20 protein-coding genes are annotated in these 18,301 nt (G+C 69.9%); 10 read left to right on the forward strand and 10 right to left on the reverse strand.

Features of this window, described 5'->3' with window-relative positions:
- Nucleotides 1–7: 7 nt before the first annotated feature.
- From IE263_RS38225 to IE263_RS38245, 5 genes are all read right to left on the reverse strand, one after another.
- The gene (locus tag IE263_RS38225) at nt 8–430 is read right to left on the reverse strand and encodes a hypothetical protein (protein ID WP_189942684.1); all 423 of its coding nucleotides are present in this window, start codon (nt 428–430) and stop codon (nt 8–10) included.
- Nucleotides 431–1,238: 808 nt separating this feature from the next.
- On the reverse strand, nt 1,239–1,715 hold the full coding sequence (locus tag IE263_RS38230) for a MarR family winged helix-turn-helix transcriptional regulator (RefSeq protein ID WP_189942685.1): 477 nt from the start codon (nt 1,713–1,715) through the stop codon (nt 1,239–1,241).
- Nucleotides 1,716–1,807: 92 nt separating this feature from the next.
- The gene (locus tag IE263_RS38235; RefSeq protein WP_189942686.1) at nt 1,808–2,605 is read right to left on the reverse strand and encodes an AIM24 family protein; all 798 of its coding nucleotides are present in this window, start codon (nt 2,603–2,605) and stop codon (nt 1,808–1,810) included.
- Nucleotides 2,602–3,252, reverse strand: coding sequence for an AIM24 family protein (locus tag IE263_RS38240; RefSeq protein WP_189942687.1), 651 nt, complete (start codon nt 3,250–3,252; stop codon nt 2,602–2,604). The genes IE263_RS38235 and IE263_RS38240 overlap by 4 nt, the downstream gene beginning before the upstream one ends.
- A gap of 1 nt (nt 3,253) precedes the next feature.
- Complete coding sequence (locus IE263_RS38245; protein ID WP_189942729.1) at nt 3,254–3,886, reverse strand: AIM24 family protein; 633 nt, start codon at nt 3,884–3,886, stop codon at nt 3,254–3,256.
- Between the two features lie 197 nt (nt 3,887–4,083).
- On the opposite strand from IE263_RS38245, the gene IE263_RS38250 reads away from it, so the two are divergent.
- Together IE263_RS38250 and IE263_RS38255 are read left to right on the forward strand one after the other, a co-directional pair.
- Nucleotides 4,084–4,434: a DUF3817 domain-containing protein gene (locus IE263_RS38250; protein WP_189942688.1), complete on the forward strand. Its 351-nt coding sequence runs from the start codon at nt 4,084–4,086 to the stop codon at nt 4,432–4,434.
- The gene (locus IE263_RS38255) at nt 4,431–4,733 is read left to right on the forward strand and encodes an MTH1187 family thiamine-binding protein (protein WP_189942689.1); all 303 of its coding nucleotides are present in this window, start codon (nt 4,431–4,433) and stop codon (nt 4,731–4,733) included. Before IE263_RS38250 ends, IE263_RS38255 begins: the two co-directional genes overlap by 4 nt.
- Before the next feature lie 102 nt (nt 4,734–4,835).
- Here IE263_RS38255 and IE263_RS38260 read toward each other — a convergent pair whose 3' ends face one another.
- Genes IE263_RS38260 through IE263_RS38270 form a run of 3 tightly spaced genes read right to left on the reverse strand, consistent with a single transcriptional unit; the run spans nt 4,836 to nt 6,915 of the window.
- Nucleotides 4,836–5,489 (reverse strand): TetR/AcrR family transcriptional regulator, encoded by a 654-nt coding sequence (locus IE263_RS38260; protein ID WP_189942690.1) that lies wholly within the window; start codon nt 5,487–5,489, stop codon nt 4,836–4,838.
- Complete coding sequence (locus tag IE263_RS38265; protein WP_189942691.1) at nt 5,486–6,166, reverse strand: DUF4166 domain-containing protein; 681 nt, start codon at nt 6,164–6,166, stop codon at nt 5,486–5,488. Before IE263_RS38265 ends, IE263_RS38260 begins: the two co-directional genes overlap by 4 nt.
- Nucleotides 6,163–6,915, reverse strand: coding sequence for a hypothetical protein (locus tag IE263_RS38270; protein ID WP_189942692.1), 753 nt, complete (start codon nt 6,913–6,915; stop codon nt 6,163–6,165). The genes IE263_RS38265 and IE263_RS38270 overlap by 4 nt, the downstream gene beginning before the upstream one ends.
- A 188-nt stretch (nt 6,916–7,103) precedes the next feature.
- Between IE263_RS38270 and IE263_RS38275 the strand changes: the two genes are divergently transcribed.
- From IE263_RS38275 to icmA, 4 genes are all read left to right on the forward strand, one after another.
- Complete coding sequence (locus IE263_RS38275) at nt 7,104–8,102, forward strand: matrixin family metalloprotease (RefSeq protein ID WP_189942693.1); 999 nt, start codon at nt 7,104–7,106, stop codon at nt 8,100–8,102.
- Nucleotides 8,103–8,264: 162 nt separating this feature from the next.
- Nucleotides 8,265–8,774 (forward strand): MarR family winged helix-turn-helix transcriptional regulator, encoded by a 510-nt coding sequence (locus IE263_RS38280; RefSeq protein ID WP_189942694.1) that lies wholly within the window; start codon nt 8,265–8,267, stop codon nt 8,772–8,774.
- An 82-nt stretch (nt 8,775–8,856) separates the two neighbouring features.
- A complete protein-coding gene (locus IE263_RS38285) occupies nt 8,857–9,195 on the forward strand; it encodes a DUF3817 domain-containing protein (RefSeq protein ID WP_189942695.1) in 339 nt (112 codons plus the stop codon).
- 73 nt (nt 9,196–9,268) lie between these two features.
- On the forward strand, nt 9,269–10,969 hold the full coding sequence (gene icmA, locus IE263_RS38290; RefSeq protein ID WP_189942696.1) for a coenzyme B12-dependent isobutyryl-CoA mutase large subunit: 1,701 nt from the start codon (nt 9,269–9,271) through the stop codon (nt 10,967–10,969).
- 457 nt (nt 10,970–11,426) lie between these two features.
- Here the strand turns inward: icmA and IE263_RS38295 are convergent, their stop codons facing one another.
- On the reverse strand, nt 11,427–12,068 hold the full coding sequence (locus tag IE263_RS38295; RefSeq protein ID WP_189942697.1) for a TetR/AcrR family transcriptional regulator: 642 nt from the start codon (nt 12,066–12,068) through the stop codon (nt 11,427–11,429).
- Between the two features lie 227 nt (nt 12,069–12,295).
- On the opposite strand from IE263_RS38295, the gene IE263_RS38300 reads away from it, so the two are divergent.
- The 4 genes from IE263_RS38300 to IE263_RS38315 all read left to right on the forward strand — a co-directional run bounded on the left by IE263_RS38300 (nt 12,296) and on the right by IE263_RS38315 (nt 16,697).
- Nucleotides 12,296–13,270 (forward strand): tetratricopeptide repeat protein, encoded by a 975-nt coding sequence (locus IE263_RS38300; RefSeq protein WP_189942698.1) that lies wholly within the window; start codon nt 12,296–12,298, stop codon nt 13,268–13,270.
- Nucleotides 13,271–13,916: 646 nt separating this feature from the next.
- Nucleotides 13,917–14,558, forward strand: coding sequence for a DUF6230 family protein (locus IE263_RS38305; RefSeq protein ID WP_189942699.1), 642 nt, complete (start codon nt 13,917–13,919; stop codon nt 14,556–14,558).
- Between the two features lie 119 nt (nt 14,559–14,677).
- Nucleotides 14,678–15,289, forward strand: coding sequence for a DUF6114 domain-containing protein (locus tag IE263_RS38310; RefSeq protein WP_189942700.1), 612 nt, complete (start codon nt 14,678–14,680; stop codon nt 15,287–15,289).
- Nucleotides 15,279–16,697, forward strand: coding sequence for a hypothetical protein (locus IE263_RS38315; protein ID WP_189942701.1), 1,419 nt, complete (start codon nt 15,279–15,281; stop codon nt 16,695–16,697). Before IE263_RS38310 ends, IE263_RS38315 begins: the two co-directional genes overlap by 11 nt.
- Nucleotides 16,698–16,809: 112 nt before the next feature.
- Here IE263_RS38315 and pyk read toward each other — a convergent pair whose 3' ends face one another.
- Nucleotides 16,810–18,240: a pyruvate kinase gene (gene pyk / locus IE263_RS38320; protein ID WP_189942702.1), complete on the reverse strand. Its 1,431-nt coding sequence runs from the start codon at nt 18,238–18,240 to the stop codon at nt 16,810–16,812.
- Nucleotides 18,241–18,301: the final 61 nt, after the last annotated feature.

Genomic DNA, 18,301 nt, shown 5'->3' on the forward strand with positions numbered 1-18,301 from the left:
CCGGGGTTCATCGTCGGCAGAAGCGGTGCGTGCTGTCGCGCCAGGCCGAGGTCGACTCGGTCCAGTACTCGATCCGGTCCGCGCCGCCCCGGCGGTCCGCCTCCAGGGTGACGGTGACGGGGGTCCTGCTGTCGTCGATCCAGTTCGAGAGCGCCTCGTCGAGGACCTCGTTGCCCTTGATCGCGCGGAAGTGCGCTCGGGTGCTGCCGGTCTGGTCGTCGATCACCGTCGCCGTCACCTTCACCGAGCGGTTGAAGAACTCGGCCTTGACGTTCCGCAGACCGCTCTGCTCACCGCCGGTGATGGGGCACGAGACCCGTACCCCGGCGGGCGCGGCGGGCTGGGCCGGCGCGGCGGGTGCCGCCACGGCGAGCGCGACCGTCGCCGCAGCGACGGAGATGCCGATGCTGAACTTTCCGGGCATGAACATGCCTCCGTTCCTTGATGGATGGAAGGGAACGCGGGCCCCGGGAACCGTCACTCACCGTGCTGATCCGGCCCGCTGACAGCACCGTGCCCGCTCCCGAACCGGCCCACCAGGCGCGGCGCGTACCCCATCTCCGGTGATGCCGGAATACGGCCTGTGAACTGGGGAAACGCGGAGGGGAAGGAAACGGTGGCGGGAGGACTTCGCGGCGGCGCCGCGCACGATCCGGCGGCAGAGGCGTTGTCACTCTCCGAGCTCGCCCGTTTCTGCGTGGCCGGCTCTCCGGACCCGCTGCTGAGGTGGCGCGCATGTCACGGCGGCGGTAGCCGCCCGGGAAAGCGGCCACCGGGACCGCGCCCGCACCCCTGAGCGGAGTCGGCCGGAGGAGCGGGTGGGCGGGGCGGCGCGGTGATCGGTGCCCTGTGCCGCCGTGTCGCGGTGGCCGGTCCGCCGTACGCCGCAGCCGGTTGTCCGTACGTCGCGGCCGGTTGTCCGTACGTCGCGGCCGGTCGTCCGTACGTCGCGGCCGGTCGTCCGACGCCGGCCGCGCCGGAGACCGCCGTGGAGCGCCGGCGCCGGGCGGGCGTGAACCGTGGACGCGGAGTCCGTGGAAGTGGAGTCCGTGGAAGTGGCCGAATCGTGGGGGCAACCGGGGCGGGTGCTCGCCAACCTGCTCGACACCATGCAGCGGCACGCCCGTTCGGCGGTCACCGCGGCCGTACGGCCGGGGGCAGGGGCACCCCTCACGGCCCCTCAGAAGCCCGCAGGCGGAGCCCTTTCGAGCTCCGCCTGCCGGTCTCCCAGAGAGTTGCTACGGGCGTCCCCGCTGCCCCCGCAGGTGGTCCGCGATGGGCTTCAGGGCCTTGTCGAGTTCCACCAGGGCCTCGGGGGAGAGGAGGTCGATGAAGTGCCGCCGCACAGACGCCACATGATGGGGCGCGACCTTCTTCATCGTCTCCATGCCGTGCTCGGTGAGGACCGCGTAGAGACCGCGGCGGTCCGACTCGCAGTTCTCACGGCGCACCAGATCGGCGTTCTCCATGCGGGTGATCTGGTGCGAGAGGCGACTCTTGGACTGGAGGGTGGCGGACGCGAGGTCGCTCATCCGCATCCGTACGCCCTCCGACTCGGAGAGGTTCACGAGGATCTCGTAGTCGTTCATCGTCAGGCCGAACGGCTGCAGGTCCTTTTCGAGCTGGTACGTCAACAGCCTGTTGACCTCCAGGTGGGTGCGCCAGGCGCACTGCTCCGCATCGGTCAGCCAGCGCGTGGCCGTTTCGGTCTCCATGAATGAAGTCTACCTAAAATGTTGAAAGGCGAACTAGTGAGGGTGGTGTGACTGCGCGCACGCGTTCGACGTCACACTCCGCAGACTACCGCTCACAGCCCGAAGCGCCGCTGGAGGTCTCCCAGCTGTCCGGGAAGGCGCGGTGTGCCGCTTTGCCCGCCGTGTCCGCCCGGCACCCCGCCACCCCCGGGCACTCCCGCCTCGTGCGGCACCGCCCCCGTGGCCTGCTCGGCCATGAGGGTCTCGGTCGACTGGAGCAGCACCGTGCCGGCCCCGACGAACTCGAACTGATGCTCCTCCCCGGAGGCACCGCCCAGGCCCGTCAGCGCACGTAGACCGCCCATCACGCCCGTCATGTACCCGTGGTCGTAGTGATGGCACGGAGACGGGCAGTCGGCCCAGCCGACGAGCGCCTGCGGGTCCACCCGGATCGGGGGTTCCATGAACACCACCGGACCGTTTGATGCGGCGACGAACTTTCCGGTTCCGATCAGCGTGAGAAATCCCGGAACGATCGACTGCTTCAGCGACAGACTTGGCTGAAAAGCGAGCAGATTGCCCGAGCGAATGGTCAGATTGCCCTCGTCCAGGTCGTACGAGTTCACATCGAAGGCCCGGTCGGCGAGGAGCATCTTGCCCGAGCCCTCCGCGACGACCCAGTCGCTCGCGTGCAGAGGCGAATGGAAGGACGTGCGCACGAGGCGGTCCAGCCGGCCGTGCCCGACGCCGTTGAACTCGATCGAGCCGTAGTAGGCGATCATCTTCCCCTTCTGCAGGAACCACTGGCTCCCCTTGAGCTCCACGCAGAAGGTGTAGGCGTTGACGTTGTCGTCGACGGGCAGGGTCATCGGGTCGAGGACGGTGGGGCCGGTGCCCGGGTAAGTGGTCACAGCTTCTCCTCCGACGCCTGGACGTAGACCGCACCGCTGCCGCTGAGCTCCAGCTGGAACGCCTCGCCGGAGCCGCGGCCCACCATGTCCCGCCAGCCCAGGGCGGTCGACAGCTTGTTGCGCACGTCGCCGTGGTGGGCGACGTAGGCCTGCGGGTCGACGTGGACCGGGCGCTGGGGGGTGATCGGGACCTCGAAGACGCCGCCGTGGGCCATCACGGCCACCGCGCCGTGGCCCTTCAGGGTCGTGGTGAACAGGCCCTGGCCGCTGATCTGGCCGCGGACCATGCCCATGACGCCGCCCTGGGAGCCCATGAACATCGTGCCCTGCTGGAGTGTGCCCTCGAAGGCGAGGAGGCGGTCCGCCTCCACGTACAGGGTGTCGCCGGTGAGCTGGATGACCTGGACGTGGTGTCCGCCGTGCCCGAACAGGACCGTGCCGCTGCCCTCCACCGTCATCAGCGGGGTGTCCTCGTTGGCGAGCCGCCGGCCGATCATCGACATGACGCCGCCCTGGCCGCCCTGCGTGTTGGGCGTGAAGGACACCTCGCCCTTGTACGCGAGCATCGCACCGCGCTGACTGAACAGGCGCTGACCGGGCAGGACGGTCGCTTCGACCATTCTGGAGTTGATCTCACGGAAGGGCATGTCAGACGTCCCCCGCGATCGTGTTCCGCTCGCTCGGCTGCACGTACACCAGGCCGTCCCCCTCGAACCGGATCTGGAAGGCCTCGCCGCCGCCCTCCCCCATGAACGTGCGGAACGTCACGCCGGACTGGAAGGACTGCCGGACATTGCCCTGATGCGCGATGTACGCCCCCGGGTCGACCGTCAGCGGGTACTGCGGGCTGACCCTGAGCACCACCGCCGGCCCGTCCGAGGTGATCGCCGCCTGTCCGTGCCCCTCGACGGTGGTCGTGAACAGCCCGTTGCCCTGCGAGGCCCCGCGCAGGCCTGTGAAGCTCGTCCCCGTGCGCAGTCCCGCGTCCGTCGCGAGCAGGTTGCTCGACTCCACGTACAGCTTGTCCCCCTGGAGATTGACGAGGTTGATCTCGGAGGCGCGGTCCGCGAACCAGCACGTGCCCTGCCCCCTCACCTCCATCACGGTCATCTGCTCGCCGGTGAGCCGCCGCGTCACCATCCCGCGCAGCCCCTCGCCGCCACCACTGAGCTTCTTGAAGGCCATCTGACCGTCGTACGCGACCATCGAGCCGTTCTTCGCCTTCACGGCGTCCCCGGTCACGTCGACGGCGAGCACCTTGCTGCCTTGCAGTCGGAACATCGCCACGCTGTGAAGGTAGCCTCCGAGGGACTCCGCCGACAGAGCCCGCGGGTGGAGATCACCCCTGATCGTCCCCCTAGGGGCGACGGGCCGGACCCCCGCGCCGGTCGGCGCGCGCCCGTTTGCCACAATGGGCGGACGCTTGTGCGTTCGTTCACAAACGCCAGACCGTCGATGTCTCCCACCGAAGGTGACCCGTGGACCTCAAGACAGCCTCCGCCCTCCGCCGCCTACGCCTGGTCTCCGTCCCGGAGGGCATCTCCTGGATCGTGCTCGCGGCCTGCACGGTCATCAAGTACACCGTCGCCGAGGGCTTCGACGTCGCCCCGGTGCTCGGGCCGATCCACGGCGTGCTGTTCATCCTCTACGTGCTCTTCTGGCTGGACGCCTGGAACCGCACCAAGTGGGACGCGAAGACCGGCGCCCTCTACTTCTCGTACTCGATCATCCCCGGCGGCGGTTTCATCGCCGACCGCAAGCTGCGCCGCCTCAGTGAGGACGCGGTGATCGCGGAGCGCGCCCGCAAGGAAGGGACCGTGAACGCGTGATCGTCGCCTTCTCGGTCACGCCGCTGGGCGTCGGCGAGGACGTCGGGGAGTACGTCGCCGACGCCGTCCGCGTGGTCCGCGAGTCCGGGCTGCCGAACCGCACGGACGCCATGTTCACGTCCATCGAGGGCGAGTGGGACGAGGTCATGGACGTGGTCAGGCGCGCCGTCGCCGCCGTCGAGCAGCGGGCACCGCGCGTGTCCCTGGTCCTCAAGGCGGACATCCGGCCCGGCGTGACGGACGCACTGACCTCGAAGGTGGAGACGGTCGAGCGGCACCTGGCCCAGCCGGGGGAGTAGCGGGAGCCGGCCGGGAGGCGGTGTCGGTCACCGCTTCCCGGTGGTCGCTGTGGTCGCCGTCTCCCGGCGGGCACGGGAGCGGTGGTCACCGTCTCCCGGCGTTCACCGCTTCCCGGAAGCCCGCCGAAGGTACTGCCGCACCGCTCGCTGGGCCACCGGGCCCAGCTCCTCCAGCGCGCTCACCAGCACCCCCAGCTGCTCCAGCGCGTCCAGCGCCGCCGCGGCCCCCGCCCCGTCGACCCCCTCGTACAGCTCGATGCCGACGAACGAGGCCGCCACCGCCCGGGCCAGCCCCCTCGGGTCCGTGAACTCGCCGAACGGGGTGCCCGCGAGCACCCGGTCGAGGACCTTCTCGATCTCCGCGATCCACAGGTCGAGCCCCGCCGCCGTGGCCGGCCCGAGCGTCGCGTGGGTCTGCGCACCGGCCAGGAGCTGACCGAGGAGCATGACATGCCCTCCGGTCCGCTCCTGTTCGTGGATCTCCCGACCCACGACGAGCAGCTCGGACAGCGAGGTGACCGTCTCGAAGCGGGCGCGGTAGCGCGCGACCGTCCGCTCCGCCCCGTACCGGCAGGCCGCCGCGAGCAGTTCGTCCACCGAGCCGAAGTGGTAGAAGACCAGCGCCTGGTTGACCCCGGCGGCCGCCGCGACCGTCCGGGCCGACGTCTTGGCGATGCCCTGCTCGGTGAGGGTGCGCAGCGCCCCTTCCAGCAGTTTTGTCTTCGTCTCCAGCGACTTGGCGGTCTCCGGGCTCACGCGCGGGCCTCCTCGCGCACGGGCCGCAGTCCCGGCCGCACACCGCAGCGGCGGACGTCCGTGTAGGTGGCGGTGAACGAGCCCTCGTAGCCGAACAACGGGCCGAAGTACCGGTTCACCACGCTGACGCGGATCCGGAAGCGGCCGGCCGCGTCGTCGTACGACTCCCGTACCTCCGCCGTCGCCCCGATCAGCTCGGGCACGCGCGCGTCCACCACGCCTTCCCGGAACCGGTGTGCACCGGAGCGGATCAGCAGGGAGCCGTCCGGTTCGGCGTGGAAGCGCAGGTCGGTGGCGAGGTGCTGATGGGTGCCGAGGTAGTCGAGGATGCGGTCGCCCTTCGGGCCGAGCACCATCTGGGCGTCGAACCGGCGGGCCCGGCCGGGCAGGTCGAAAGTACGCACGAAGCTCACCGTCTCACGGCCGAAGGAGTCGGTGTACGGCACGTTCTCGATGACGAAGGGCACCGCGCGTCCCGCGCGCGGGACGAGGATGTTGCGGGTGGCGCCCAGCGCCAGGAACGGCTTCACGAACGCCGGCCCGTGCCAGATGCGGTCCATCACCCCCCGCCCCGTGCACGCCTGACCGCTCGCCAGCCCCACCGAGAAGCGGCGCCGCAGCTGCGGGTGCAGCCGGTCGAAGTCGGCGCCCATCGCCGTACGGAAGATCGAGGTCATCGCGGGTTCTCCAGGGTGCGCAGGACACGGGGCGCACGCGCGCGTGCCGGGGGCGTGCGCAGGCAGCGGCGGGCGGCCGGGGTGCAGGCCAGGGGCGCCTTGAAGAGCGCCAGGCACACGAGGACGCTCAGCAACAGCGGGCACAGGTACGCCATCGACGCCGCGAACGGGCCGAGCAGCCGCAGCAAGGACTCGAGGCCGAGCCCGGTGCAGGCGACGATGATGACGAGGGCGCGCACGGCGAGTTCCGTGAGCCAGTTAAGCCGCGCGCGCTCCGGGGTGATGCCGCGCTCCAGCCACAGCCGCAGCCGGTCGAAGGACCAGGCCGTCGCCCAGCCCATCAGGGGGCGGAACACCAGCCGGTCGGCGAGCGCGCCGAAGGCGCCCCAGCGGGGCCGGTAGTCGTAGCCGGTGAGGAACCGGACCCCGTCGCCGTCGGGGACGTAGCGCCAGTAGCCGCTGCCCTCGGCCAGCAGGGAGAGCGGGTGCGGGGAGGAGAAGCGCAGGGCGGAGGTGCGGGTGCCGTCGGGGCGCTCCCGTTCCCCCGCCGAGACGCCGGTGCCCGCGATGGTCAGGAACGGCAGCACGCGCGTTGCGTAGCGGAAGCGCTGCGGCTCGCCCTCCGCCCGGGGCAGATAGGCGATCCGGGTGAAACGGAGGTCCCAGCGCTGGTGCTGGGCCGGGTCCTGTGTACGCGTCCACAGGTCGTCCAGGTCGGCGCGGATCCGCGCCTCTACATAGAGCCCCATGTGAATCCCCCAGCTCGGGCGGGTCTTTGAGCGATCGCTCAAATCGTCACGACGGGACAGTACACCCGTTTGAGCGATCGCTCAAACGGGTGTGGTGAGGCAGGTTTTCATACTGCGCGGGCTGGTTAACCTCTCGGCGGCAATCGATCACGTCCCGACCAAAGGGCAGGCACTCAGACGGAGGCGAAGTGACAGGGCGGCGTGGGCCGGGGCTGGTGGGCAGGGTGATCGCGGCGACGGCACTGGCGGTCTCCGTGGCGGTGGCGGGAGGCGGGGACACACCCGCGGGTGCGGGAGGCGGCGGATGCGGGCCCGGGCACGGGGCGCTCACCGTCGACGACCTGCCCGCCGGAACCTCCGTGCTCGACTGCGCCGCCGTCGGACGCCTCGTCACCCACGCCGGCGCCGGCGTCACCGTCCCCGAGCCGGGCATGAAGGTCACCGTCGACGCCCTGTCGGTGGACGGCTCGCGGCACGGCTTCACCCTGGAGGTCGCCACCGACGGCACGGTCTCCTACGACCTGACGGCGGACGCGGAGCCCGAAGGGCACGCCCGCGCCGCCGCCCCGGCCGCCGCCGCCCGCGCCGCGTGCGCCGACACCGCCTACGCCGTCGCCGACCACAAGGAGTACGGCACGTACGACTGGTGGATCGGCGACGACGCCCTCCCCGGCAATCTCTCACTCGCCGAGGCCCGCCGCACCTTCGAGGACGCCATCGGAACCATCACCGGCACCCGCAACGACTGCGGGTACGGCGACGCGGTCGGAGCGCGGGCCAAGTACCACTCCCAGACCTTCCACGAGGCCGACATCGACCGTGAGGCCCAATGCACCGCACGGGACGGGGTGAGCGTCTGGGACGCCGGGGACCTCAGCAGCGACGTCGTCGCCACGACCTGCTCGTGGAGCCGCACGGTGCGTAACGGGGGCCTGGACTGGCTCAAGGAGGCCGACGTCCGCTTCAACACCACCGACTACACCTTCACGAACAACCCCACCGACAACTGCAAGAACGCGTATGACATCCGCAGCGTCGCCACGCATGAGGCGGGCCACGTCTTCGGCCTCTCCCACGTCGGCCCCGGACACGAGGGCCAGACCATGTACACGAACTCGTTCGCGTGCTCCACGGCCGCCCGCACTCTGGGCCGGGGTGACGTCCTCGGGCTGCGCCGCATCTATTAGGGGCGAGCAGGGGCGACAGGGGTCGTCGGGGACGGTGAGCCCCGTGATGCCGGTGGGAAGGGCCGGCGCACGGCTGTGCGGCCGTCGGTTCCGCGGCCCCCGGCAGACCGAAAGCCGAGACGGGGCTGACCACGATATGACCGACGGGTAGGGTCTGGTGCCGTGCCGAAGCCGCTCAGCCTCCCCTTCGACCCCATCGCCCGCGCCGACGAGCTCTGGAAGCAGCGCTGGGGAAACGTGCCGTCCATGGCCGCGATCACCTCGATCATGCGCGCCCACCAGATCCTGCTCGCCGAGGTGGACGCGGTGGTCAAGCCGTACGGGCTGACGTTCGCGCGGTACGAGGCGCTGGTGCTGCTCACCTTCTCCCAGCAGGGCGAGCTGCCCATGTCGAAGATCGGCGAGCGGCTCATGGTGCATCCCACGTCCGTGACGAACACCGTCGACCGCCTGGTGAGGTCGGGCCTGGTCGCCAAGCGCCCCAATCCCAACGACGGCCGCGGCACCCTCGCCACCATCACCGAGAAGGGCCGCGAGGTCGTCGAGGCCGCCACCCGCGACCTGATGGCCATGGACTTCGGGCTCGGGGTGTACGACGCGGAGGAGTGCGGGGAGATCTTCGCGATGCTGCGGCCGCTGCGGATCGCGGCCCACGACTTCGACGAGGAGTGACCTGGCGGGTGAGGACGGCCCCGGTGGGATGAGGAGTGCCCCGGCCCAAGATCTACCGGAACGGGTGGTTACGCTCGACGGCATGAAGAAGAGCGTGCTGACCCGCTACCGCGTCATGGCCTACGTCACCGGTGTGCTGCTGGTCCTGCTGACCCTGGGCGTGATCGCCAAGTACCTGCTCGAGATGGACGGCGCCGACAGCTTCACCAGCGTCGTGGGCATCGCGCACGGCTGGCTGTACGTCCTCTACCTCGTCTTCGCCTTCGACCTGGGGTCCAAGGCGAAGTGGCCGGTTCGCAAGCAGCTGTGGGTGCTGCTGGCCGGGACCGTTCCCACCGCCGCCTTCTTCGTGGAGCGCAACGTCACGCGCGAGCTGGAGGCCAAGGTCGCCGAGGACGCGGCGGCCGTCGCCAAGGCGTAGTCACCACCGCCGCACGCACGCGTGCGGCGGTCTGCCGTCGACATTTACTAGGACGTCCTAGTAAATTGGCAGTATGGACGCTGACGCCATCGAGGAGGGCCGCCGACGCTGGCAGGCCCGGTACGACGCCGCGCGCAAGCGCGACGCTGACTTCACGACGCTCTCCGGGGATCCCGTGGAGCCGGTGTACGGACCCCGGCCCGGCGACACGTACGAGGGCTTCGAGCGGATCGGGTGGCCGGGGGAGTACCCCTTCACGCGCGGGCTGTATCCGACCGGGTACCGAGGGCGGACGTGGACCATCCGGCAGTTCGCCGGGTTCGGGAACGCCGAGCAGACCAACGAGCGGTACAAGATGATCCTCGCCAACGGCGGTGGGGGTCTGTCCGTCGCTTTCGACATGCCGACGCTCATGGGGCGCGACTCCGACGACCGGCGCTCGCTCGGCGAGGTCGGGCACTGCGGGGTCGCCATCGACTCCGCGGCGGACATGGAGGTGCTGTTCAAGGACATCCCGCTGGGGGATGTGACCACCTCGATGACGATCAGCGGGCCGGCGGTGCCCGTCTTCTGCATGTACCTGGTCGCCGCCGAGCGGCAGGGCGTGGACCCGTCCGTCCTCAACGGCACGCTCCAGACCGACATCTTCAAGGAGTACATCGCGCAGAAGGAGTGGCTCTTCCCGCCCGAGCCGCACCTTCGCCTCATCGGCGACCTGATGGAGTACTGCGCGACCCGCATCCCCGCCTACAAGCCGTTGTCCGTCTCCGGCTACCACATCCGCGAGGCCGGCGCGACGGCCGCGCAGGAGCTGGCGTACACGCTGGCGGACGGGTTCGGGTATGTGGAGCTGGGGTTGAGCCGTGGGCTCGACGTCGACGTGTTCGCCCCCGGTCTCTCCTTCTTCTTCGACGCGCACGTCGACTTCTTCGAGGAGATCGCCAAGTTCCGTGCGGCGCGCCGGATCTGGGCGCGGTGGATGCGGGACGTGTACGGGGCGAAGAGCGAGAAGGCGCAGTGGCTGCGGTTCCACACGCAGACGGCGGGTGTCTCGCTGACGGCCCAGCAGCCGTACAACAACGTGGTGCGTACGGCGGTGGAGGCGCTCGCGGCGGTGCTGGGTGGCACCAACTCGCTGCACACCAACGCGCTGGACGAGACGCTGGCGCTGCCGAGCGAGCAGGCCGCGGAGATCGCGTTGCGTACGCAGCAGGTGCTGATGGAGGAGACCGGGGTCGCCAACGTGGCGGATCCGCTGGGTGGTTCCTGGTACGTCGAGCAGTTGACCGACCGGATCGAGGCGGACGCGGAGCGGATCTTCGAGCAGATCAAGGAGCGGGGGCTGCGGGCGCATCCGGACGGGCGGCACCCGATCGGGCCGGTGACGTCGGGGATTCTGCGGGGGATCGACGACGGGTGGTTCACCGGGGAGATCGCCGAGTCGGCGTTCCGGTACCAGCAGGCGCTGGAGAAGGGCGAGAAGAAGGTTGTCGGCGTCAACGCCCATAACGGCTCCGTGACCGGGGATCTGGAGATTCTGCGGGTCAGTCATGAGGTGGAGCGGGAGCAGGTGCGGGTGTTGGGAGTGCGGCGGGGGGCGCGTGACGAGGCCGCTGTGCGCCGCTCACTCGATGGGCTGATTGCCGCTGCGCGCGACGGCGGGAACATGATCGAGCCGATGCTGGATGCGGTGCGGGCTGAGGCGACGTTGGGGGAGATCTGTGACGTGTTGCGGGACGAGTGGGGGGTGTACACGGAGCCGGCGGGCTTCTAGGGGCGGGGGTCGGGGGCGTCGAGGGTGTTCTCGCCCCCGCCGCCCCTACCCGTCCCATCCCCCAGGGGCTCCGCCCCTTGGACCCCACCAGGGGCTGCGCCCCCTGGACCGTCAGCGGGGCTGCGCCCCTGCACCCCACGCGGGGCTGCCGCCCCGCACCCCGCTTCGGCCCTGAACGGGCCTCGTCCTCAAACGCCGGACGGGCTGAAATGCCCTGACCCGGCGCTCGGCAGGCGCCCCCGGATGGGCTGAGGTGCCCTGACCGGGTGCTCGGCAGGCGCCCCCGGATGGGCTGAGGTGCCCTGACCGGGTGCTCGGCAGGCGCCCCCGGATGGGCTGAGGTGCCCTGACCGGGTGCTCGGCAGGCGCCGTCGGACGGGCTGAGATGCCCTGACCCGGCGTTCGGCAGGCGCCGTCGGGCTGGATTGCCCTGGCCGGTGCTTCGAAGGTGACGGGTTCAGATGCCGGACAGGTTTGAGGAGCCTGCTGACGTCAAGCCCAGGAGCAGCACCTTTGTGAAGCTGCGTACCCATTCCTCGTCCGCTGGTTCCGCGCTCACCAGGGTGCGGTGGACCACCGCGCCGGCGACGACGTCGAAGATGAGGTCGACGGTGCGGGAGGCCTCCTCGGGGTCGGTTTCCGGGGGGAGTTCGCCGCGGGCCTGGGCGCGGGCCCGGCCGTCGAGGACGAGGTCCTTCTGGGGGTCGACGATGGACGCGCGGATGCGTTCGCGCAGGGCGTCGTCGCGGGTGGATTCGGCGACCACCGCCATCAGGCCGCTCTTGGCCTCGGGGCGGGCGAGGATCGCGGCGAACTGCAGCACGACGCCCTCGATGTCGGCGGCGAGGCTGCCGCGGTCGGGGAGTTCGAGTTCGTCGAAGAGTTCGGCGACCGCGTCGACGACGAGTTCGTTCTTGCCCGACCAGCGGCGGTAGAGCGTCGTCTTCGCGACCCCGGCGCGCGTCGCCACGTCTCCCAGCGTGAGCTTCGACCAGCCCAGCTCCACCAGCGCCTCCCGTGTCGCGGCCAGGATCGCGGCGTCCGCGGCGGCGCTGCGCGGGCGGCCGGTACGGGGGGTGGCAGGGGTGCGGCTCTGCATTCTTCGACCATAGCCACCCCGAATGCATCCGGACGGCCGCGGGACGAGGTGAGGGAGATCACCGGGGAGCGGTCCCGCGGGTGGGCTTCCGGGGCATTACGCTACGACTCGTAGCGAAAGCTCGTGGCGGACGTACACGAGCCACGATCCCGCGGGCGTGGGGTGGGGACCCGGCGCTCCTTTCGGATCGTTTTCACGCACGCGCGGGAACGGGGGAGGATAGACGCATGCAGCCACGGAACATGTCCATGAGCGGAGTCGTCGACCTCGCCGCGGTGAAGGCGGCCCAGGAGGCCAAGGCGAAGGCGGAGCAGGCGCGTGCCGAGGCCGCCCGGCAGGGCGGCGCGGGGGCCGTGTCCCCCGCCGATCTCGTCATCGACGTCGATGAGGCCGGGTTCGAGCGGGACGTCCTTCAGCGGTCCGCCGAAGTGCCCGTCGTCATCGACTTCTGGGCGGAGTGGTGCCAGCCCTGCAAGCAGCTGAGCCCGGTGCTGGAGCGGCTCGCCGTCGAGTACAACGGGCGCTTCCTGCTTGCCAAGATCGACGTCGACGCCAATCAGATGCTGATGCAGCAGTTCGGGGTGCAGGGCATCCCGGCTGTGTTCGCCGTCGTCGCCGGGCAGGCGCTGCCGCTCTTCCAGGGGGCCGCCGGTGAGGCGCAGATCCGGCAGACCCTCGACCAGTTGGTGACCGTCGCCGAGCAGCGCTTCGGCCTCACCGGTCTGACCGTCGACCCCGACGCCGAGCCCGGCGGCCGTACGGCGGCTCCCGCGGCGCCGGCCGGTCCGTACGACGCCCTGCTCGAAGCCGCCGTAGAGGCGCTGGACGCGGGTGACCTGGGCGGTGCCGTCCGGGCGTACCAGAACGTGCTGGTCGACGACCCGGGCAACACCGAGGCCAAACTCGGGCTCGCGCAGGCCGAGTTGCTCCAGCGGGTGCAGGACATGGACCCGCAGCAGGTGCGCAAGGACGCCGCCGACAAGCCGACCGACGCACAGGCGCAGATCGCCGCCGCCGACCTGGATCTGGTGGGCGGTCATGTCGAGGACGCGTTCGGCAGGCTCATCGAGACCGTGCAGCGTACGGCCGGTGAGGAGCGGGACGCCGTACGGCTGCGGCTGCTGGAGCTGTTCGAGGTGGTCGGCCCAGAGGACCCGCGGGTGGCCGGGGCGCGGCGGGCGCTGGCACGGGCGCTGTTCTGAGCCGGGCGGCGGCCCGGTTCTGACCAGTTGCTAAACGCGAGGGCCTGTGATGCCCGAGTGAAAGTTCTGCCGATGTAGTCCCCCTGCGGCCGCGCTTTACCAAATCTTGGTAATCGCGGCCGCTGTTACTGCTAGTAAGTCAGGGGCTTGGGTCTGTCGGATTTTGTCCAGTGATCAATTGTTTTGTCCTGGGCATGATTGCCACCGACTGTTGCCGGTCGAGACCTGTGGGTCGTTGTTCGGTTATCCGGCCGTTACTAGCGAGTAACGAACCCCCTTGTGCGGGCGGCGAGAATGCACCACGATCGGCCACGCTCGGTCCATTCCCGTACCCCGACAGCCGGTTGGGTCAACGGGTTTCCTGGGTCCCCACCGAGCAGAGCCGACGGCAGTGGCGCCGGCTCTTGGGCAGGGGGGTCTTCGCCACGGCGAAGCCTGTCCAGCAAGGTTGTGCGTGATGTGTGTCAGGCGCGACCAGTGGTTGTCGCTCGGGGGTGATCGCCGGTGATCGGTGCGCGGTTCGCGCCTCCGAGTGCGGGCGCTCTCCTTCCCGAGGACGTAGCACTTCTCCCATCCCTGCCCGGCTGGGCTGCCGCATCAGGAGGCGAGTCGGGGCCAGGAGATGTACGTCCGAGAAGGAGGAAATATGGAGTCCCAGGTGCGTGGCGGGACCAGATGGAAGCGGTTCGCTGTGGTCATGGTGCCCAGCGCAGCCGCTACGGCAGCGATAGGTGTCGCCCTGGCACAGGGCGCTCTCGCCGCGTCGTTCAGTGTGTCGGGGCAGTCGTTCAAGGTGACGGCCAAGGAGCTCAACGGCACGGGCTTCTCGCAGTACGGGGCCATCGACTCGGGGTACACCGCCGACGGCAAGAAGACGGCTCACGCCGTCGCGGTCTCGGCCTTCGAGACCGCTCGCATCGAAAAGATGTGTCAGTCGGTCGTCACCCCGAACATCCCGCTGCTCGGTTCGGTCAGCCTGAACCTGACGGCGGGTGACAGCTCGGACCAGAAGAAGCAGGTCCAGGCCACCAACCTGTACATCGACGTCGCGGACCTCGGTGCGAACGCCGAGTTCGAGAACATCGACATCGGCGTGGCCGCCAAGGACCTCAAGGGCGCGAAGATGAAGGGCAACGGCGAGACCGCCAATCCCTTCGGTTTCGCCCAGCAGGCCGAGTCGGTGAAGCTCACCGACGTGAAGCAGACGGCGTGGGCGACCACGGCGGGAACCTTCAAGCTTCCCGGGCTGCACATGTCGCTCTCGACGGGTGTCAAGGAGTGCTACTAAGCACTCGCTGACGGGCGGGGGGGCCGGTGGCGCCCCCGCCCGTCCCCTCTGAAGGCCGGGTCCGCACCCACCCGCACAACTCTCCACCACAGCAACGCCGCACCAGGGAGCTGTTTTCCATGAGCGCCGAGACTCCTGCCGCACCGGGTCAGTTCACCCGCCGGAGGCTGCAGTTCCGCGCCTGGCGGGGCGCTCGCCCGTTCTGGGCCGGTCTGTTCGTCCTGCTCGGCGGCTTTCCCATCATGTACTTCCCGTACGCGCACCTCCAGATCGGTCACCTGACGCTGGCCATGGCCACCACCGCGGGCGCCGGATCCCTGATCATCGGCGTGTTGCTCGTCGTCCTGGGCGTCAGTCTCTGGTTCCAGAAGCACGTACGGGTGTTCGCGGGCGTCGCGGCGATCCTGCTGGGGCTGGTGTCCCTCCCCGTCTCCAACTTCGGCGGCTTCATCATCGGCTTCCTGTTCGCGCTCATCGGCGGCGCGATGGCGGTCTCGTGGGCGCCGGGCGTGCCTCCGGAGCCGCAGCCGGCGCAGGAGGCCGACCTGGGAGAGGGCGGTGCCCCCGAGGGGACCCTCCCCGTGGGTGGTCCCCCGGCGGGCGGAACGGTCGAGAACCCGTACAGCACGGGCCCGGCTTTCACCAAGGACGCCGACGGCGCGGACGTGCCGAACGATCTGTCAGGAACGAGCCCGGCCAACGGGGCGAACGGGAGGCACAGTGCCGGCTGACGAGGTGACCACCGGGAGCGATGTGGACGCTGCCCGTGTGAGAACCGGGCCGCGCCACGCGGCACCCAAGAAGCCGCTGTTCACCAGGCTCCACATGCCGGCCGGCAAGGCGATAGCCCTGGCGGCCATGCCGACGGCGGTCCTCATGGGGATGGGGTTCACGCCGACCCTCGCCAACGCGGAGGACCAGCCGTCCTCCAAGAACCTCACCATCGACGAGTACAAGGACTGCGTCGCGGCCCTGGAGGACGAGGAGGACGCCTCCGCGTCGCCCTCGCCGTCCGCCTCGGAGAGCGAGTCGGCGGACGAGGACAAGACCGGCTCCGAGGACGAGTCCACGGACGACTCCGGCGACGGTTCCTCCGACTCCTCGGACTCCTCGGGCTCCTCGGGCGACAAGGACACCTCGGGCGACTCTTCGTCGGATTCAGGTTCCGACGGCGGGGCCGAGCCCGCGCCGTCGGCGTCCGCCTCGGCGTCCACGCCCGAGAAGTCGGCGTCCTCGTCCGGCGGTGACACCGCGACGGCGAGCCCCTCGCCCTCCGAGACCGACAAGAACGTCCTGGAGACCATCGGGGACGCCCTCACCGACCTGTTCGACGGCAAGGAGTCCGACGCGACGGCCAGTGCGAGCCCGTCGCCGTCGGCCTCGTCGCCCGACGGGTCCGCCTCCACGGGCACCGGCGGGGACACGTCCTCGGACTCCGGCTCGGGCTCCGGCTCGTCCGGCTCCGGCAAGGACGACTCGGCCAAGGACGACTCCGGCACCGCCAAGGACACCACCGACGCCGTCTCCGACGCGGTGAAGGACACCGCCGAGAAGGCGGAGAAGGCGGCCGAGGACACCACGGAGAAGGCGGAGGAGGCAGCGGAGGACGCCGCCGACGCCACCGCCTCCCCGAGCCCGTCGGCGAGCGCCTCGACGGACGCGGACGACTGCCCGGTCGCCACGGACGACGAGAGCGGCATCGACAACAAGGTGCCGCTGGCGGACGACCCCTGGTACCTGAACGCCAGTTCGCTGCTGCTCAAGGGCGCCGACTACCAGGGCATCGTCGAGGTGAAGACGGCCAACGGGACGAAGAAGAAGGTCCTGAAGTACGTCATCTCCGAGGGCACCGACATCGGTGACCTGCACCAGACGGTCAACGACAAGCAGGCCGGCGTCACTTACCACGTCCAGGCGGGCGAGGGCACGACGTCGACGATCCGCAACGGCGACACGATCATGTACACCGAGAGCATCTCGGGGAACCTGTTCGGTCTGATCCCGGTGACGTTCAGCCCGGAGAACCCGCCCCCGCTGAACATCCCGCTGATCTACTTCACCAAGGTGAAGGTCGTCCAGGCCGGCCAGTTCGGCGGCGACCTGCACATCCCGGGGATGCACGTCTACAACACCAAGTAAGGCCCCACCACCACCGGGCAAGGCCCCACAGGCCCGTTCGGGAGCCGCACACAGCTGAGGGCGCCCCCTTCACAGGGGGCGCCCTCAGCGCCGTACGGAGGCTTCCGGAGCCTCAGTTGCGGCTGCCCTCGCCCAGGTGGTGGACGCGGACCATGTTGGTGGTGCCGGGGACGCCGGGCGGCGAGCCGGCGGTGATGATGACGATCTCGCCCGGCTCGAAGCGGTTGAGCCGGGTGATCTCCTGGTCCACCAGGTCGACCATCTCGTCGGTGCTGTTCACGAACGGCACGACGTGCGACTCGACGCCCCAGCTGAGCGCCAGCTGGTTGCGGGTGCCCTCGTCCGTGGTGAACGCGATGATCGGCTGGGCCGCGCGGTAGCGGGACAGCCGGCGGGCGGTGTCGCCGGACTGGGTGAAGGCCACCAGACCCCGGCCGCCCAGGAAGTCCGCGATCTCACACGCGGCACGCGCGACCGAACCGCCCTGCGTGCGCGGCTTCTTGCCCGGGACCAGCGGCTGAAGACCCTTGCTCAGCAGCTCCGTCTCGGCCGCGGCGACGATCTTCGACATCGTCTTCACGGTCTCGATCGGGTACGCGCCCACGCTCGACTCGGCGGACAGCATGACCGCGTCGGCGCCGTCCAGGATCGCGTTGGCCACGTCGGAGGCCTCGGCGCGGGTCGGACGGGAGTTGGTGATCATCGACTCCATCATCTGGGTCGCCACGATCACCGGCTTGGCGTTGCGCCGGCACAGCTCGATCAGGCGCTTCTGCACCATGGGGACCTTCTCGAGCGGGTACTCGACGGCCAGGTCGCCACGGGCGACCATCACACCGTCGAACGCCATCACGACGTCCTCCATGTTCTCCACCGCCTGCGGCTTCTCCACCTTGGCGATGACGGGGACGCGGCGGCCCTCCTCGTCCATGACCCGGTGGACGTCGGCGACGTCCTTGGCGTCCCGGACGAAGGACAGCGCGACCAGGTCGGCGCCCATGCGCAGCGCGAACCGCAGGTCCTCGATGTCCTTCTCGCTCAGCGCGGGCACGTTGACGGCCGCGCCGGGCAGGTTGATGCCCTTGTGGTCGGAGATGACGCCGCCCTCGATGACGATCGTCCTCACCCGCGGGCCCTCGACGTCCAGGACCTTCAGCTCGACGTTGCCGTCGTTGATCAGGATCTGGTCGCCGCGATCGACGTCGCCGGGCAGGCCCTTGTAGGTGGTGCCGCAGATCGTCCTGTCGCCGGGCACGTCCTCGGTGGTGATGGTGAACTCGTCACCGCGCACCAGCTCGACCGGCCCCTCGGCGAAGGTCTCGAGACGGATCTTGGGGCCCTGGAGGTCGGCGAGGACACCTATGGCCCGGCCGGTCTCCTTGGCGGCGGCCCGGACACGGTCGTACCGGCCCTGGTGCTCGGCGTGCGTGCCGTGGCTGAAGTTGAACCGGGCCACGTTCATGCCGGCCTCGATCAGCGACACCAGCATTTCGTGGGAGTCGACCGCAGGGCCGAGAGTACAGACGATTTTCGAACGGCGCATGGGGCGATCCTATCGGTTTGTTTCGCTCCGGAATATTCCGTCTGGTGGAAGATACAAATGA

The sequence above is a fragment of the Streptomyces aurantiogriseus genome, assembly GCF_014649375.1.
GTDB lineage: Bacteria > Actinomycetota > Actinomycetes > Streptomycetales > Streptomycetaceae > Streptomyces > Streptomyces aurantiogriseus.

Bases quoted from the DNA above. Each gene is read 5' to 3' on its own strand.
- IE263_RS38245 (WP_189942729.1), bottom strand. From the start codon at position 3,886: ATGTTCCGACTGCAAGGCAGCAAGGTGCTCGCCGTCGACGTGACCGGG.
- IE263_RS38240 (WP_189942687.1), bottom strand. From the start codon at position 3,252: ATGCCCTTCCGTGAGATCAACTCCAGAATGGTCGAAGCGACCGTCCTG.
- IE263_RS38295 (WP_189942697.1), bottom strand. From the start codon at position 12,068: ATGCAGAGCCGCACCCCTGCCACCCCCCGTACCGGCCGCCCGCGCAGC.
- IE263_RS38310 (WP_189942700.1), top strand. From the start codon at position 14,678: ATGAGCGCCGAGACTCCTGCCGCACCGGGTCAGTTCACCCGCCGGAGG.
- IE263_RS38270 (WP_189942692.1), bottom strand. From the start codon at position 6,915: ATGGGGCTCTATGTAGAGGCGCGGATCCGCGCCGACCTGGACGACCTG.
- IE263_RS38225 (WP_189942684.1), bottom strand. From the start codon at position 430: ATGTTCATGCCCGGAAAGTTCAGCATCGGCATCTCCGTCGCTGCGGCG.
- IE263_RS38285 (WP_189942695.1), top strand. From the start codon at position 8,857: ATGAAGAAGAGCGTGCTGACCCGCTACCGCGTCATGGCCTACGTCACC.
- IE263_RS38230 (WP_189942685.1), bottom strand. From the start codon at position 1,715: ATGGAGACCGAAACGGCCACGCGCTGGCTGACCGATGCGGAGCAGTGC.
- IE263_RS38300 (WP_189942698.1), top strand. From the start codon at position 12,296: ATGCAGCCACGGAACATGTCCATGAGCGGAGTCGTCGACCTCGCCGCG.
- IE263_RS38265 (WP_189942691.1), bottom strand. From the start codon at position 6,166: ATGACCTCGATCTTCCGTACGGCGATGGGCGCCGACTTCGACCGGCTG.
- pyk (WP_189942702.1), bottom strand. From the start codon at position 18,240: ATGCGCCGTTCGAAAATCGTCTGTACTCTCGGCCCTGCGGTCGACTCC.
- icmA (WP_189942696.1), top strand. From the start codon at position 9,269: ATGGACGCTGACGCCATCGAGGAGGGCCGCCGACGCTGGCAGGCCCGG.
- IE263_RS38305 (WP_189942699.1), top strand. From the start codon at position 13,917: ATGGAGTCCCAGGTGCGTGGCGGGACCAGATGGAAGCGGTTCGCTGTG.